Source organism: Nostoc sp. MG11 (genome assembly GCF_014904695.1).
Lineage (GTDB): Bacteria > Cyanobacteriota > Cyanobacteriia > Cyanobacteriales > Nostocaceae > Komarekiella.
The window spans coordinates 192,027-208,022 of record NZ_JACXXN010000001.1; the positions used below are offsets into that span (position 1 = coordinate 192,027).

At 42.8% G+C, this 15,996-nt stretch carries 11 protein-coding genes; 9 read left to right on the forward strand and 2 right to left on the reverse strand.

Going from position 1 to position 15,996, the window contains the following annotated elements; translation table 11 throughout:
* The first annotated feature begins 170 nt into the window (after positions 1–170).
* Together ctpB and HCR01_RS00895 are read left to right on the forward strand one after the other, a co-directional pair.
* Positions 171–1,520: a carboxyl-terminal processing protease CtpB gene (gene ctpB / locus HCR01_RS00890; protein ID WP_193193635.1), complete on the forward strand. Its 1,350-nt coding sequence runs from the start codon at positions 171–173 to the stop codon at positions 1,518–1,520.
* Positions 1,521–1,578: 58 nt separating this feature from the next.
* Positions 1,579–2,547 carry a glycosyltransferase gene (locus HCR01_RS00895; RefSeq protein WP_193193637.1) on the forward strand — a complete coding sequence of 323 codons (969 nt, stop codon included), beginning with the start codon at positions 1,579–1,581 and terminating at the stop codon, positions 2,545–2,547.
* Positions 2,548–2,622: 75 nt separating this feature from the next.
* On the opposite strand, the gene thrS is transcribed toward HCR01_RS00895, so the two are convergent.
* The gene (thrS, locus tag HCR01_RS00900) at positions 2,623–4,485 is read right to left on the reverse strand and encodes a threonine--tRNA ligase (RefSeq protein WP_413773914.1); all 1,863 of its coding nucleotides are present in this window, start codon (positions 4,483–4,485) and stop codon (positions 2,623–2,625) included.
* 737 nt (positions 4,486–5,222) lie between these two features.
* On the opposite strand from thrS, the gene HCR01_RS00905 reads away from it, so the two are divergent.
* From HCR01_RS00905 to HCR01_RS40655, 4 genes are all read left to right on the forward strand, one after another.
* Positions 5,223–5,540, forward strand: coding sequence for a DUF2605 domain-containing protein (locus HCR01_RS00905; protein WP_193193641.1), 318 nt, complete (start codon positions 5,223–5,225; stop codon positions 5,538–5,540).
* Between the two features lie 295 nt (positions 5,541–5,835).
* Complete coding sequence (locus tag HCR01_RS00910) at positions 5,836–6,165, forward strand: DUF2973 domain-containing protein (protein WP_191760005.1); 330 nt, start codon at positions 5,836–5,838, stop codon at positions 6,163–6,165.
* A gap of 161 nt (positions 6,166–6,326) precedes the next feature.
* The gene (locus HCR01_RS00915; protein WP_193193643.1) at positions 6,327–6,512 is read left to right on the forward strand and encodes a hypothetical protein; all 186 of its coding nucleotides are present in this window, start codon (positions 6,327–6,329) and stop codon (positions 6,510–6,512) included.
* The gene (locus HCR01_RS40655; protein ID WP_193194212.1) at positions 6,512–6,787 is read left to right on the forward strand and encodes a type II toxin-antitoxin system RelE/ParE family toxin; all 276 of its coding nucleotides are present in this window, start codon (positions 6,512–6,514) and stop codon (positions 6,785–6,787) included. Before HCR01_RS00915 ends, HCR01_RS40655 begins: the two co-directional genes overlap by 1 nt.
* Positions 6,788–7,337: 550 nt before the next feature.
* Here HCR01_RS40655 and HCR01_RS00925 read toward each other — a convergent pair.
* A complete protein-coding gene (locus HCR01_RS00925; protein WP_193193645.1) occupies positions 7,338–9,626 on the reverse strand; it encodes an amylo-alpha-1,6-glucosidase in 2,289 nt (762 codons plus the stop codon).
* 1,470 nt (positions 9,627–11,096) lie between these two features.
* On the opposite strand from HCR01_RS00925, the gene HCR01_RS00930 reads away from it, so the two are divergent.
* From HCR01_RS00930 to trpE, 3 genes are all read left to right on the forward strand, one after another.
* Positions 11,097–13,106, forward strand: coding sequence for a DICT sensory domain-containing protein (locus HCR01_RS00930; protein WP_193193648.1), 2,010 nt, complete (start codon positions 11,097–11,099; stop codon positions 13,104–13,106).
* A 187-nt stretch (positions 13,107–13,293) separates the two neighbouring features.
* Complete coding sequence (locus tag HCR01_RS00935) at positions 13,294–13,716, forward strand: photosystem I reaction center subunit II PsaD (protein ID WP_193193650.1); 423 nt, start codon at positions 13,294–13,296, stop codon at positions 13,714–13,716.
* A 105-nt stretch (positions 13,717–13,821) separates the two neighbouring features.
* The gene (gene trpE, locus HCR01_RS00940; protein ID WP_193193652.1) at positions 13,822–15,348 is read left to right on the forward strand and encodes an anthranilate synthase component I; all 1,527 of its coding nucleotides are present in this window, start codon (positions 13,822–13,824) and stop codon (positions 15,346–15,348) included.
* The last annotated feature ends 648 nt before the right edge of the window (positions 15,349–15,996 follow it).

Below are 15,996 nucleotides of genomic sequence, written 5' to 3' on the forward strand. Positions count from 1 at the left end.
GACTAGCAAACTCAGAAATGATTGTTAACAACTAATGCAGTATTTTCAGCATCATTTAAATAGAAAAATGGTGAAGAGAGTATAGCCGATTTTGGAGTATAAAAACTTAAAAATTTCTGGAAAGCCTGATTGCTAAACTGTCAACAACACAATTATTCCAGCTGATATACATGAACCAATCTGCGAAAAGTTACTCGCCGCTCCAGGTAGCCTTGATTGGGGGAGCGATCGCTACAACCGCTGCTATTTCCGTGTTTGGCCCTGCTTGGACTCGCTGCGTTCGCGCCGCCCTAGCCCTGCAAGATAGCCCCAAAGCGATTGTTGACCAAGCCTGGCAAGTGGTGAACCGTGAATATGTTGATGGTAAATTTAATCAACAAGATTGGCAAGCAACCAGGCAAAGCCTGTTAAGTAAAGACTATACTTCTCGTGAAGAAGCTTACACTGCCATCCGTGAAGCTTTGCAAAAGTTGGGAGATCCTTACACACGGTTTATGGATCCCAAACAGTATGAAGCTCTGACGAACCAAACGTCTGGGGAAGTCTCTGGAATTGGTATTCGGATGGAGCTAAACGAAAAGACTAAGCGACTCACCGTTGTTGAAGCTATAGAAAATTCTCCAGCGCTGAAAGCTGGGATCAAAGCAGGCGACGAAATTTTGGCAATTGACGGCAAACCCACTCTCAAGATGAAAGTGGATGACGCCTCCAAGCTAATTCGCGGTAAAGCAGGAACTCCCATAACGTTGCGGTTGGGACGGACGGGACAAAATATTGTTAATTTGAAGTTGACAAGAGCAACTATTGAAGTGCCAACAGTACGCTATACCCTTAAACAAGAAGGAAATCGACGCGTTGGTTATATTAGTTTGCGAGAGTTTAGTGCCCATGCCGCAGAGCAAATGCAACGAGCTATCCGTGATTTGAACACTAAGAAAGCTGATGCTTATGTGTTGGATTTACGCGGTAATCCTGGCGGTTTGTTGCAGGCGAGCATTGAAATTGCGCGGATGTGGCTGGATAATGGCGGAATTGTCAAGACCGTAGACCGCCAGGGAGGAAGTGAAGAAACTAAAGCGAATCGCACTGCTTTGACAAATCGTCCTTTGGTGGTATTGGTAGATGGTAATTCAGCTAGTGCTAGCGAGATCCTCACAGGAGCGCTCAAGGATAACAGGCGGGCGGTAGTTGTTGGTGGTCAAACTTTTGGCAAAGCTCTAGTCCAGTCAGTTCATGAACTCTCAGATGGTTCTGGTTTAGCAGTAACCATTGCCCATTACTACACTCCCAAAGGAACGGATATTAACCACAAGGGAATTACGCCAGATATTAAGGTAGACTTGACAGAGCCACAAGAGCGTCAGCTGGCTTCTAATCCAAATTTAATTGGAACTAGGAGTGATCCGCAATATGCTCGCGCGATCGCAGTTCTATCTGGTGGTAATTTTGCTCAACCTCCGGTCAATCGTCCTTCCTCTTCCCTACCTCTGAGCGATCGCGCCAACGACCTGAAATTTTGATACCGAATCTTGGATTGGGAATACTACATAGTAATCCCAACTCCAAAATCTCAGGATTATGAATCATCAGCCAATTAATACAACCACCGCCAACAGCTTCTTGCCACATGTGTCGGTGGTTGTACCTATTTATAATGGTGAGGCAGATTTACCCGATTTGTTCTCCTGTCTGTTGTCTCAAACTTATCCCAAAGACCGGGTAGAGTATTTACTGGTAGACAATAATAGCAGCGATCGCACTCTCACCTTTCTAAAAACATCTGCTGAAAACTGCCCAATCAAAATTCACCCATTAAGCGAAAACCAAATTCAAAGCTCCTACGCTGCTCGCAACGCTGGGATTCGCGCTGCAACGGGCGAAATTGTGGTTTTTACTGATGCTGATTGCCGTCCACAACCACAATGGTTAAAAGCATTAATTCAACCTTTTGTCAACCCAGAAGTGGTAATTGTCGCAGGGGAAATTGTGGCACTACCAGGCAAAACTCTCTTAGAACAACACGCAGAGCGTCAAGAAACCCTATCACAAAAGCATACTCTTGGCCATTCCTTTCATCCCTACGGTCAAACTGCTAATTTAGCAATTCGACGTATCGCCTTGGAAAAAGCAGGTTTATTTCGTCCTTATCTTACAAGTGGTGGCGACGCAGATATATGCTGGCGGATTCTCTTGGAAAACATCGGGCGTTTAGAATTTGCCCCAGAAGCGATTGTTCAGCACCGCCACCGCGCCACACTCAAGGAACTGCAAAGTCAATGGCGGCGCTATGGACGCTCAAATCGTTATTTGCACGATTTGCATGGTGTCGAGTTGATGCGAGAGATTACACTTCAAGAATGCGGTTATCGCTTAACACGTTGGTTATTGAAGGAAGTACCGAAAGAAAGTGTAAAGGCGATCGCAGGTAAAGCCACGCTTGTAGATATATTAAATACTCCCATTGGTTTATTCACTGCTAGAGCGCGTTCGGTTGGTCAACGAGATGCAAAATTGCCAGAAAATGCCAAGATAATTGAGCGGCTTTAAAAAATACCTGCTACCAAATGGTTATAGTAGCAGGCATTCCAGCTATAAAACTGTTAGTTAAATTACGTTTTTTGGCTAGAAGTTCTCGAAGTTTGCGATCGCTTGCTTCATCTTTTCTACTACCTCATCTACAGCTATAGCTCCAAGCTCCCCAGAGGCGCGGGTACGGATACTCAAGGTGTTAGTTTCAACTTCTTTAGCTCCCACTACCGCCATCACAGGTATCTTTTCTTTCTCAGCATTGCGAATCTGTTTACCTAAGCGATCGCCACTAATATCGACTTCTGCACGCATACCCAACGCTCTCATCTTCGCTACCACATCTTGAGCAAAATCTAGCTGTGCTTCACCCACTGGTAGCAATCTAATTTGTACTGGCGCTAACCACAAAGGAAAATCCCCAGCATACTCTTCAATTAAGATACCAATCAACCGTTCCAGTGAACCAAAAGGCGCACGGTGAATCATTACTGGCCGTTTGCGATCGCCATCTTCCGCGACGTACTCCAAATCAAAGCGTTCTGGCAAGTTGTAATCTACTTGCACAGTCCCTAATTGCCATTCCCGCCCTAAAGCATCACTAAAGATAAAGTCAAGTTTAGGGCCATAAAACGCTGCTTCTCCAATACCCTCAAAATGCTCCATCCCCAATTGTTCGACAGCACGACGAATAGCACTTTGGGCTTTTTCCCACGCTTCATCTGACCCGATATACTTATCACTAGCTGGATCGCGGAAACTGAGCCTAGCTTTAAAGTTCTTCAGTTGTAAACTTTTGAAAACTGACAAAATCAAATCCACAACTCTGAGGAATTCGCTGTCTAGCTGTTCTTCAGTGACGAAGAGGTGAGAATCATCCACGGTGAAACCGCGTACTCGCGTTAAACCACTCAATTCCCCTGATTGCTCGTAGCGATAAACGGTACCAAATTCCGCCAGTCGCATCGGTAGTTCCCGATAAGAGCGTAACTCACTCTTATATATTTGGATGTGGAAGGGACAATTCATAGCTTTGAGAACAAAGCCTTGTTCTTGTGCCGCCGCTTCCTCACTCTCCGCCATCATTGGGAAGAGATCGTCTTTATATTTCTGCCAGTGTCCAGAGGTTTTAAATAAATCCACTCTGGCAATGTGAGGGGTGACAACCTGTTGGTATCCGCGTTTTATTTGTTCCTGCTTCAGAAAATCTTCCAAAAGACTTCGCAACAGCGTACCTTTAGGCGTCCACAAGGGTAAACCTGGGCCCACTTGGTCAGAAAATATAAATAATCCCAGTTCCTTACCAAGTTTTCGGTGATCTCGCCGCAGTGCTTCTTCTTTGCGTCGCTTGTACTCAGCAAGTTGTTCTGGGTTTTCCCAAGCAGTAGCGTAGATGCGTTGTAGCTGAGCCTTGGTTTCATCCCCACGCCAATAAGCGCCAGCAACGCTTTCTAATTCAATTGCTTTCGGGTGTAATTCGCTGGTGTTTTCTAAATGAGGCCCAGCACATAAATCCCACCATTCATTTCCCAGGTGGTAAATCGTGATTGGTTCCTGTTTAATATCTGCCAGAATTTCTAGCTTGTAAGGTTCTTTAATTTCCTTAATCCGGTGTTCGGCTTCCTCGCGGTTGACTTCTTCGCGAATAACTGGCAGTTTGCGATTAATAATCTTTACCATCTCTTTCTGGATGGCTTTGAGATCACTTTCGCTAAATGGTTCTGGATTGTCAAAGTCATAGTAAAAACCATTTTCAATCCAAGGCCCAATTGTAACTTGCGCTTTGGGAAACAGCCTTTGTACTGCCATTGCCATCACATGGGAAGCAGTGTGGCGAATCTTTTTTAAATTCTCCGATTCGCTGGTACGAGGTAAATACATTTTTTTAGGTTGTTCAAGCTCTAAGTTTTGATCAGCGGGATTTGAAGATGATTTTGGCGACATTGGTTGCTGAACTATTAGCGAAGTGATTACAAAAGATGATTTACTAAGTTCGAGTTCTGAAAATCTACCCAAATATAACATGGGTATACTTTCTAGGTTTGTACGCTTTTACCTATACTGGATGCATAGCATCACAACAGTCTGGTTAAATTAGTATTAAGCATTAATTAGTTTACCTGTGGCTGTCTTAAACATTTCTCTTTTTATACGTTGAATCACCTAATTTTTGAGTGCTGCCATTACTTCACAATAAAATGTAGAACATTTTGATATGTAAGCTTCTTCAACTATAACTATTTTAATTTCTGTAAGTTTGGCTTAATATTCCAACTGCTGAATTAATTTGTATTAAAAAAATGTAGAAATTTATATTTGATTAAATGAATCTGCGTATTCATGCAAAGAAGTAAGCTACGTATAGCATCTCCTAGAAAAGCGGTGCAAGAATTTATAGATGTCTATTGACATATTGATTAAAAGACTTAATCGCTTTACCATCATAAATTACAAGTTTAACCTCTAATACCTCCTTTCTTATTTTTGATTGCAATTCGTTAGCAGCTATACCTGCGGGTATATAGACATATCTCTCAGGGATCTGTACAAAACCCTCTGTCAGACCATACAATACAAAATGTATCTTTTGTTACAAAAAATATTTTTTATATGAGTTATGAGATAAATGAGAAAAGTGTTAAGAATCGTAAATAACGTTAATATTAGTAATAAAGTTGGAAGTATGCTTCTCATTTATGCGAGACTCTAATTTACCGGGGACTGAGTTGCTAAAAACGGTTTTGGAACCTCTGCTGGACGATTTTCAGTACTGGTTTACGCGATCGCGCAATTTGCTGGAAACCGAACACATTTCATTTATGAGTGACCAGGAGCAATCGGACTTGCTTTTGCGAGTTAAGCAAGCGCAAGATGAATTAAATACGGCGAAGATGCTATTTGCTGCCACTGATGGGCAAGTCGGGATTGAAATGGCAACGTTAATACCTTGGCATCAATTGGTAACGGAATGCTGGAATGTGGCAATGCGCTTTCGTCAGTCTCATGAAGTTTGAGGCTGGTTGCATCTATTGAAAATTCGGCAAACTACTTGACAATAGCAAGACAGTATACAAGTCGAAGAAAGAGTACAGAATCCTTAACATTGTCTTAACATCGTTCGGATTAACAAAATAATGTATCCTATGTTACCGTAAGTGGAATAACGGTTGACAATTTGCCTCAATAATAAACGCAAACGCACACACATAGAGTGCATCAAATATTCGCTACCATTGTGAGCCACAGTGTCGGCGAAGCAAGGCGTTAAAATATAAAGTTTTAAAAATTGCTGCTCTGGAGGAAAATCCGATGTTACACCTGCTTTACATTCTTGCTTTTACTATCCTTGCATTTATCGCTGTTGCTAACTTAATTCGTAACCTGATTATGTTCAGTTTTGATCGAGAGCGGACTTATCCGACAAATTCTTCAAGAATGGGTAATCAAGGTAATTTTGGTTATCTCGCATCAAGACAACAGTTTATACCTCATCCAGAGTTATTAGATAACGCGGGCAATTTAATTAAAGAGCCACTTTTAGTCATGCGTTCAATTAATGTTGACGATGCTCGCCAACAGTTGGATGCCCTTTACGAATCATCCCCAGGACATAAAAGCGAAAATTCAGAAGAAGCATAAGATTTAGGAATTGGGAGTTTGGGTGTAAATTATTGTTGTTTTTACATCCTTAACCCTTCTCTTAGCAGAAATTTCTTACCATCCTTGAACTTGTAGGCGATCGCGTCCATAAGCTGGTAAGTTAAAATTTTATTGTCTACTTGACATAGGTTTAAGTTGCTATGAGTGACAAAGAAGCTGTTATTGAGTTGGTGAAACATTTACCCCAAGATGTAACTTTACGAGAAATTGTTCAGAAAATAGAGTTTATTGCAGCTATACGGGAAGGGTTTGACCAAATTGATCAAGGGCAAGGCATTCCGGTTGAGCAGGTTGAACACTTAATCGATGCATGGACTACTAAGTAATTCTTTCGCCAAAAGCACTTGGAGATTTAGAAATTATCGTCCGGTACATCACTCAGGACAATCCTGAAGCAGTCAGGAAAATTGGTCAGCATTTATTGGAGAAAACGAAAGAACTTAGCCAATTTCCATTTAAAGGTCAAAAGGTTTCTGAATTTGATGAACCTGATATTCGCCAGTTAATCCTAAAGCCGTATCGCATCATTTATCGGGTTGAGGAGGATAAGAAACAGGTGAGTATTGCAAGGTTCTGGCACGCATCAAGATTCAAGCCCTGAATTGTAATTGTAAGGTAAAACGACCAATTATCGTTGACTGTAGAGACGTTGCATTGCAACGTCTCTACGAAAGAACCTTAGAGTTGATCTTGAGCGACTTGAAGGTGATACTGTTTCTACATTGATTGCGAGCCTGAAACGGCATGGTGTGAGTGATCAGATAATTCGTGAAGCACTCAGTGAAGCTACTGGGCGGTAGTTTTCAATCCTCTGGTCGCAGTCAGCAGCTCAACAAAGCAACCCAGTACGTGCATAGAAGAACTTGATGGGCAGCACGTTTTCTTAATTATGCACAATGCTGAGATGAACCTAATCGACATAGACTACTTTGGCAAAGTTGTCATGAGGCTGGTCAACGAGTGCGATAACTTGAAAGGATCAGTTTCTAGAGCTTTGGCACAATTACATTGATAGCTCTACATATCTCAAGATTTTTCACCTACGGGCATCCAGCACAATCACAATTTGTGCCCTTATGCTGGTAGGCGATCGCCCCGCAGCATAAAATTGGGAGTAGATAATTTACCACTCCCTACTCCTAACTCCCTTCCTATGCTTCAATTACTACCCGGAGATTGCCCCGTTTTTTAGCAACACGACAAGCAGTAGTACCACCAGAACGCTCAAATTCCAAATCGAGAATGGTTGCACCTACTCGCAAATTATGGAAGGACAGGCGATTAATCGATTCTGGTAAAGCGGGGTCGATAATTCGCAAGCAGTTATTTTGGGCGTCAGGCACTAAGTTGACCATCATTTGCAGTAGTTGAAAGATACTGCCAGTAGCCCAGGCTTGCGGAGTACAAGCAACAGGATACTGTACAGGGGCATTATCACCATTGCGTTCGTAGCCACAGAAGAGTTCTGGAGGACGTTGATAGGGCTGCTGACTGGTCATGTCGAATAAGCCTTGGAAAAGTTCTAGGGCTTGATCGATTAGGCCAAGCGATCGCAATCCCATTGCAGTTAAGGCGTTATCGTGGGGCCAAACTGAACCAATGTGATAGCCCATCGGATTATAAGCCGGTGACATACTACTTAGAGTGCGAATACCCCAACCATTAAACATATCCGGTGCTCGCAATCGCTCTGCCACACTATAAGCTTTTTCGGGTGTAAAGATACCCAAATGCAGACAGTGACCTGGATTTGAGGTAATACTATCTACTAGCTTGCCGTCTCCATCTAAAGCTAAAGCGCAAAAATCCTGGTCTTCCATCCAGAAGTCTTTGTTGAAACGAACCTTGAGATTTCTAGCCTCTTCTTGCCAACGATCTGCTAGATCGAGCCGCTTCTTCATCCTAGCTATTTCTGCTAGGCGCATTTTAGCAGCATAAACGTAAGCTTGCACCTCACAAAGGGCAACTGGGCCGTTAGCTAGTTCTCCTTTGCGGTCTACAATACAATCGCCAGAATCTTTCCAGCCTTGGTTAGCAAGACCGCGTTTAGATTTACGGTAATAGCTAAGATAGCTACCTTGTTTGGTATTGCGATCAATCCACTCCATTGCTGCTAGAGCATTAGGCCAAAGTTGCTCTAGAATTTCTTGGTCGTGAGTCCAAGCATAATATTCGGCATATAGCATCAACCACAGAGGAGTGGCATCGATTGTACCGTAGTAGGGTGTATGGGGAATTTCTTGACAACGAGCCATTTCCCCCAAGCGCAACTCGTGTAAAATCTTACCTGGTTCCTCTTCACGCCATTCATCGTCTGTTTGACCTTGGTGTGCTGCTAGTAAAATTAGAGTTTCCTTAGCTATTTGCGGGTTTAACATTAGGCTTTGAGAAGCTGTAATCAGAGAATCCCGCCCAAACAGTGTAGAAAACCAAGGCACTCCAGCAGAGACAGTCTTATACTTGCCAAAAGACTGGCGCAACAAATACATATCTTGCTCAGCGCGTTCAATAACTCGATTGAAAATACTCTTATCGGAGCTAATCCGTGTAATTTGTTGTACCCAGTTTTGCTCCTCCATCAACTCGGCGGCTTTCGCTTGTACTAGAGTAAAAGCTGCGCTCACGGTGGAACTAGATTTGTTGTTTTTCAACATATTGACTCGATAACCCAACTTTTGGGTTTCGTGAGAAGCCAACTCTAGTTGCCAAACCGCAGTGTAACCTTTAAAACTGTCTGGCCGCCGATGCTGGAATTGGATACGCGATTCCATTATCGAACCATCTAGACCTTGATAGGCGAGTGTCAAAAATTCTTCCTTCGGCGCGGGAGGTTGAGCTGGTAACGAGGCGCTATCAACAATAGAAACTGCTCCTTCTTCAAGCGTCGGTTCCACTAGGCGTAAAAGCCTACCCCGTTTTTCTCTGTCATAACCCCGGACTTCAAATAAATCGACAAAATCTGCATCAAAGCTGAGACTTAGTTCAAAACTGACGGTAGTTGTACTGTAGTTAGATACCTCTATTTCTTCAAATAGCGCTCCATTGAGTACTATTTCCCGGCGAATCCCTACAGTCTCGGCTCTCAAGGATTCATCGATTCTGGGGTTAGTACACAAAACTGAGAGTGAAAACCCTTTCTCAGCAGTACTACTGAGGAGTACAGGCGATCGCCCTTCAATTTGTAACTCTAGGCGACTGAGAAATCGCGTATCACAACAAAACAGTCCCATACTGGGATTGCCATCATTCAGGGAACAGCCAGAAATGTTCCCGATAGTATCTGTGACGAAAAATAAATCATCATCTTTAACCGTTAGGGTTGGCTGTTGTCTTTCACTGACAACACAAGGCCACTCTGGGATAGGTAATTGTTCGGCAGGAATAAAAGTTTTTCCGTCCAAGAAAATTTTTTCCGGGGTCATCAGCATATCCGGTGTCATTAGCCAAAGTTCCGTGTACAGGTCTGTATTTACGTGGTTGTATCAGAGTCAACAAGTGATGAACCCGTAGATGCTTCTGTGTTGAGACAGCGCTAGCGGTAGCTTTGCGAGTACTTGAACATCAGAAAGAGAAAGCAAGCTAGCAAGAGTGTTAACTACAGGAGAAGGGCTTGCCGCAGAGTGGATCGAAAACCGGCCTTCACAGCTTGGTAAAAAGGCGCTCTCTAAAAATCATTTGGCCTTTCGAGTCAAAATAATAGTCACATGCTGTTGGCAGAGTAGCGATCAAACCTTTATAGGCAAATATTTATTAATGTATATATCAATGTATATTTTATACATCCAAAGTCAAGACTGGAAACTGGGAAATTTTTTAGATGAGTTCTTAGTCATTCGACTTTAATAGACACAAGGCACAGAAAATACCAGCGAAGATGCAAAATCCACTGTTATTTATTTAGGCAAAGCATCCATAGACTTACTACTGTATGCAATCATCTTTAATATTTTTGGTATTGGATTAGACAAATTTATGATAACTAATTAATTGATTACATTTATTCAATAAATCGTGAACTAACTTATGTAAATGCAGCAGCAATGATTTCTGGATGACAAACAAAGATTAACAGAGTGGGCGGAAATCAACGTCGGCGATTGCTAGTGTTAATAAAGTAGAAAGTCACAAGGCAAAATGATGATTTGATGATTTTAACTTCTAACTGTGAGAGTTATGGGTTACAAGTACAAGTTATTACCTTAGCACTATCTTGTAACCTTTCTCCTACTGATCGATTATGAACTTGGCGCTAAAGAACTGACAACCTGTGTCTGACAAGTATGATTTATGATTGTCCCCAATCATAAAATCCCTCAATGTCCTCCAAAAAGCAGGCTCGTCTGATTTCTTCTGTTTGCGTCTCTATCTAATTAGCAGACTAAGATTCCCACGTAAACGCCCAGAAGATGGCTTACCGTAAGGGAATAGAGAATTTGGAGACAAGCTAACCGGGGTAAACCCCTTTGTTTAATTGTCCCTTTCTATAATTTGTCGGTTCTTTGCCACCGCTACCTAATGGCAAAGCTGAGCGAGAATGTATATTGGGCTTAGTAGCCTACTATTTGAAACATCACATGTTAGCCAATGGATAAAGAAAACTTGGGTGAAGAACAAAGCGGCTATGGCAAATGGTTGTGCTACATCTATGCTTGCGGCACGTCAGGGTGCAAAATACTAATGCATTGCCGCTGTAGCTATATTTGCTAATCAAGACTTTTCAATTTGTAAATAAAGCTGCACATGCTCCTTCTTTATGGTAACAAAGTGCTGCGCTTGCATTGGCAAAAAGTGCTTTTTAGCATTCTTTACATATTGCAACTGTCTAATTAACTTGAGAGTCCTTTGTAATTTGTACAATGCAGCTGTGACGTGGATAGATCTTGTCGAGATTGGGCGTTTAACGATAATTCATGAGCATTTCGACTTCCGTGCTGAGTGATCTGCTAAAGTCCCTACCCTACCTGCGGCCCCAGCTATATTTCAAGGCTTCACTAACGGCGCTCTCCCACGCAATGGAAGATCAGGTTTTGGCTGCGACTTTAGTTCAACCCCTCGTAATTGCTAGCTTTCAGCGAGAGCGATTTTACCGCCAAGAAGCTCATCGCTACCAGCGGCTTGCTTTGCGAAGCAATCAAGTATATGTATTGTCTGCTCCAGAAACGGATTTTGCCAATAGTTCGGAATACTACGAAAAGGTAGCTTTTGAGCCAGAAGATGGTTTAAGTCAAGAGTGGCATTTAATAGTAATTGCTGACAACTACGCTACTTGTCTGGTTTGCCGTGAAAGCCTTGGCTCTATTGCCAAAAATAGCCAATTGCCAGAAATAAGTCCGAATCTGGATATGGATACAGCGCGAAGATTTGAGGGGATTTGGACATCAGAAAGGGGAGTTAGCCTCAAAGCAGCCCAATTGCTTTTAGACAGAATTGTGGTTTACAGACCAGAACTGGCAAACAAAATCGAAAAGGCACGCCAGAGGTTTGGCATAGGCGAGCTAAGAAACTATTCTGGAGTAGAACAGGTCAGTGAATATGCTTGTGACATTGACACAGACCCCTTTGTGCAGCGCTTGGTAACTTATTTACAAGCTAGTCAGTACAAATTGCATAAAGCCTATCGTTCAATTACTGCTCAAGCACGCAAAGAACGATTGGTCAACTCGATCAGTACTGCCATCAGGCGATCGCTTGATCCTCATGAAGTTCTTCAGGTAGCAGCACAAGAATTAGGACAACACCTAGAAGCTTGTCGCTGTTTAATTTACCGCGCTCAAGCTACCGATAGTCAAGCCGTAATTGAACATGAGTTTTTAACTCCTGGCACTGTATCTGTTCGCGGACAAACCTGGGAGTTAGAAAAAAATCCTCTATTTCGAGAAATAGTCCAACAGGGTGAGGGCGTCTGTGTTAACGATACCCTGACTGACAATCGTGTTATTAATTCGGTGGGACTTTCCTTAATCGCCAAAAAATTTGCTATTCGTTCTTGGCTAATAGAACCAGTATTTTATCAAGGGCGATTGTTGGGCATTGTAGAGTTACACTATTGCCGGATGCCACCGCACGATTGGCAATCTGGGGAATTGGATCTAGTAGAAGCGATCGCCACTCAAGTAGGAGCCGCTCTGATTCAAGCGGAAGCTTACGCCAACCTAGAAGAACTTAACCAACAGCTAGAAGCCCTGGATCGCACACGCAGCAACCTAATAGCCATCACCGGACACGAACTGCGTACCCCCCTATCCACAATTCAAGTGTGTCTCGAAAGCCTCGCCAGTGAACCGGATATGCCCTTGGAGTTGCAGCAGGTGATGCTCAATACTGCTCTTTCTGACTCCGAACGGATGCGAAAACTAGTACAAGATTTCCTCACCCTTTCCAACCTAGAAAGCGGTCGGGTGGAATGGCATCCAGAATCGCTGACCTTACAAGAGTGTGTAGATCTAGCACTCAGCCGCAATCGCACCCGCTCCTCAGAAGAAAAGCCGCCTCAAATCAAAACTCAAATTACTCAAGACTTGCCTTTAGTTAGAGCTGACGGTGATTGGCTGGTGGAGGTACTAGCAAAACTTATAGACAATGCTTGTAAATTTACACCGCCACAAGGAGAAATCACCATTAAAGCTATTCGTAACAAGAATCAGATGGTCGAAGTCACCGTAGCTGACACCGGACGCGGCATTGAACCCAATCGTCTAGAAGTAGTTTTTGACCGCTTCTATCAAGAAGAGGGCGCACTACGACGTACCACTGGCGGCACTGGACTGGGCTTGGCAATTTGCCGCCAAATTGTCAATGGCTGGGGTGGTGAAATTTGGGCAGAGTCATTTGGCAAAGACCAAGGTAGTCAGTTTCATTTCACCATTCCCATTGTCCAGAGTAGCAAAGAGGAAAAACGGTCAAAAGTCAAGAGTAAATAGTCTAAGACTTACAAAGGACAAATAACAAATGACGAATGACAAAGCGCAAAGTCTGAGCGCCGGCTTCCGGCGCTCAGACTTTGTAAGAGATGACACATGACTAAAAACTGTTACAGTCTATGACGCGATCGCAATATGATCCTGATGGCGGTGTTAGGATGCCCTAAAAACGTTGAGAGACAACTCTATGGCAGAAACACTCTCTGGACAAACTCCGCTATATGGTGGCAACACTGGCGGCTTGCTAACAAAAGCAAAAGAAGAAGAAAAGTACGCTATTACTTGGACTAGTCCCAAAGACCAAGTATTTGAATTGCCTACAGGTGGTGCTGCCACTATGCGAAACGGCGAAAATCTCCTGCATTTAGCTCGAAAAGAGCAATGCATCGCTTTAGGCGGTCAACTCCGAAAGTTCAAAATTACCAACTACAAAATCTACCGGATTTTACCCAACGGAGAAACCACTTTCATTCACCCGGCTGATGGTGTCTTCCCCGAAAAGGTAAACGAAGGCCGCGAAAAAGTACGTTACGTAGACCGTCGCATTGGCGAAAACCCTAGTCCAGTAAAACTTAAGTTTAGCGGCGTTTATCCTTACGACGCTCCATAACTAGTTGTTAGTAGTAATGGGTAATGGGTAATGGGTAATGGGTAATGAGTAAAAAAACAATTACCAATTAATCTATTACCTATTGCCAATTACCATTGATAAATTATGATTTTTCCTGATTTTTCCCAGTTTTCCAGCCTAGCCCAACAAGGCAACTTTGTCCCGGTGTATCAAGAGTGGGTAGCAGACTTAGATACGCCCGTATCTGCTTGGTATAAAGTATGTGCAGGTCAGCCCTATAGCTTTTTGTTGGAATCGGTAGAAGGCGGAGAAAAACTGGGACGCTACAGTTTATTGGGTTGCGACCCGCTGTGGATTTTAGAAGCAAGGGATAATAACACGACCCAAACACACCGCGACGGTTCGCAGGTGATGTTTGAAGGCGACCCCTTTACAGCTTTAGCCCAATGTCTAGAACCTTATCAGCCAGTCAAGTTACCGCAACTCCCTCCAGGAATTGGCGGATTGTTCGGGTTTTGGGGCTATGAATTGATTCGCTGGATAGAGCCGCGTGTACCAATTCATCCGCCAGACGAGAGAAATATTCCAGATGGATTGTGGATGCAAGTAGACCACCTGTTAATTTTTGATCAGGTGAAGCGAAAAATTTGGGCAATCGCCTATGCTGATTTGCGTGACTCCATTGATTTACACGAAGCATACCAGCAAGCGTGCGATCGCGTCACCCAAATGCTCAATAAGCTATCTTTGCCTCTATCGCTACAAAATACCAAATTGGCATGGACACCCCCACGAAGTAAAGGAGCAGAGGAAGAGAGGAACACAGGAGTAGAGGAATACGCCAGCAACTTTACTCGCCCCGATTTCTGTGCCAATGTCCAAAAGGCAAAAGACTACATTAAAGCAGGCGATATCTTCCAAGTCGTAATTTCACAGCGATTATCAACAGCATACACAGGCGACCCATTTGCCCTGTATCGCTCCTTGCGTCAGATTAATCCTTCGCCTTACATGGCTTACTTTCACTTTCAAGATTGGCAAATCATCGGTTCCAGTCCAGAAGTGATGGTAAAAGCAGAACTAGACCCAGATGGTGGAGTGATAGCAACAGTACGCCCAATTGCCGGGACGCGTCCACGGGGTAAGACAACCCAAGAAGATGCAGAGCTAGCTGAAGATTTGCTTAAAGACCCCAAGGAAATTGCTGAACACGTCATGCTCGTTGATTTAGGGCGCAATGATCTGGGGCGTGTTTGCCAAAGCGGTAGCGTGAAAGTTGATGAATTAATGGTAGTTGAACGCTACTCCCATGTAATGCACATTGTCAGCAATGTTGTAGGTAAATTAGCACCAAACAAAACCGCATGGGATTTACTGAAAGCTTGCTTCCCAGCAGGTACAGTCAGCGGCGCACCTAAGATTCGGGCAATGGAAATTATCCACGAGTTAGAGCCTAGTCGCCGGGGCGTTTATTCTGGTGTGTATGGATATTATGATTTTGAAGGACAACTAAATAGTGCTATAGCAATCCGTACAATGGTAATGCATGATAATACAGTAAGCGTTCAAGCCGGCGCAGGTTTGGTGGCTGATTCTGAGCCTGAGAAAGAATACGAGGAGACACTGAATAAAGCCAGAGGACTTTTAGAAGCGATTCGTTGCTTGCGTTGAAATTCAACTCTTCATTGCAGGCAAAGAAAGGCTTAATAAGCCCTTAATTTTCTATTTCTAAATATCCAAAAACTAGTCTTTTCAAGAAGGTAAAAATCCCAGAAAATTTCTTTAATTTTGGGATTTTTACCTTAGTGTCTTTGTATTGAAAAGTTATGTTTGTCCAAAGCCGACACTCATACTTTTTGTAGTGCCTTGGTGGTTAAATAATTTAACAACTAAGGCACTAAGACACCAAGAAAAATACATTACATTTTGAATTTCAAGCTTCCAGTTATGTATTTGCAACTCAGTGCAGATGATAAATCATCATCTCGCCTATAACTATTACGTTTTTGTATCAAAAATAACTATCGCTTTTGAGAAGATTTGAGCGACTTTCAATCAATATAGGTGTTGTTTATGAGTTAAGCAAATCTTATGTTTTTTATAAATAAAACTTATAAATATATATCTAAGAAATCATTGCTTATTTGTAACAAACTTGTTATGTTTCTTTACATAAAGATACAAAAACGATACAAATGCGTTAAACCACTGCTAACCAAGGCTTGTTGAATAACTATGCAATTTAGCCTGTGATTTGCTTTGCTGAGTATCCAACTCAGGAGCAAATAAGTTGTTGTGTGTAGCGTATTTTCCTTCTGT

Bases quoted from the DNA above. Each gene is read 5' to 3' on its own strand.
- HCR01_RS00935 (WP_193193650.1), top strand. From the start codon at position 13,294: ATGGCAGAAACACTCTCTGGACAAACTCCGCTATATGGTGGCAACACT.
- trpE (WP_193193652.1), top strand. From the start codon at position 13,822: ATGATTTTTCCTGATTTTTCCCAGTTTTCCAGCCTAGCCCAACAAGGC.
- HCR01_RS00925 (WP_193193645.1), bottom strand. From the start codon at position 9,626: ATGACACCGGATATGCTGATGACCCCGGAAAAAATTTTCTTGGACGGA.
- HCR01_RS00930 (WP_193193648.1), top strand. From the start codon at position 11,097: ATGAGCATTTCGACTTCCGTGCTGAGTGATCTGCTAAAGTCCCTACCC.
- HCR01_RS00895 (WP_193193637.1), top strand. From the start codon at position 1,579: ATGAATCATCAGCCAATTAATACAACCACCGCCAACAGCTTCTTGCCA.
- HCR01_RS00915 (WP_193193643.1), top strand. From the start codon at position 6,327: ATGAGTGACAAAGAAGCTGTTATTGAGTTGGTGAAACATTTACCCCAA.
- ctpB (WP_193193635.1), top strand. From the start codon at position 171: ATGAACCAATCTGCGAAAAGTTACTCGCCGCTCCAGGTAGCCTTGATT.
- HCR01_RS00910 (WP_191760005.1), top strand. From the start codon at position 5,836: ATGTTACACCTGCTTTACATTCTTGCTTTTACTATCCTTGCATTTATC.
- HCR01_RS00905 (WP_193193641.1), top strand. From the start codon at position 5,223: ATGCGAGACTCTAATTTACCGGGGACTGAGTTGCTAAAAACGGTTTTG.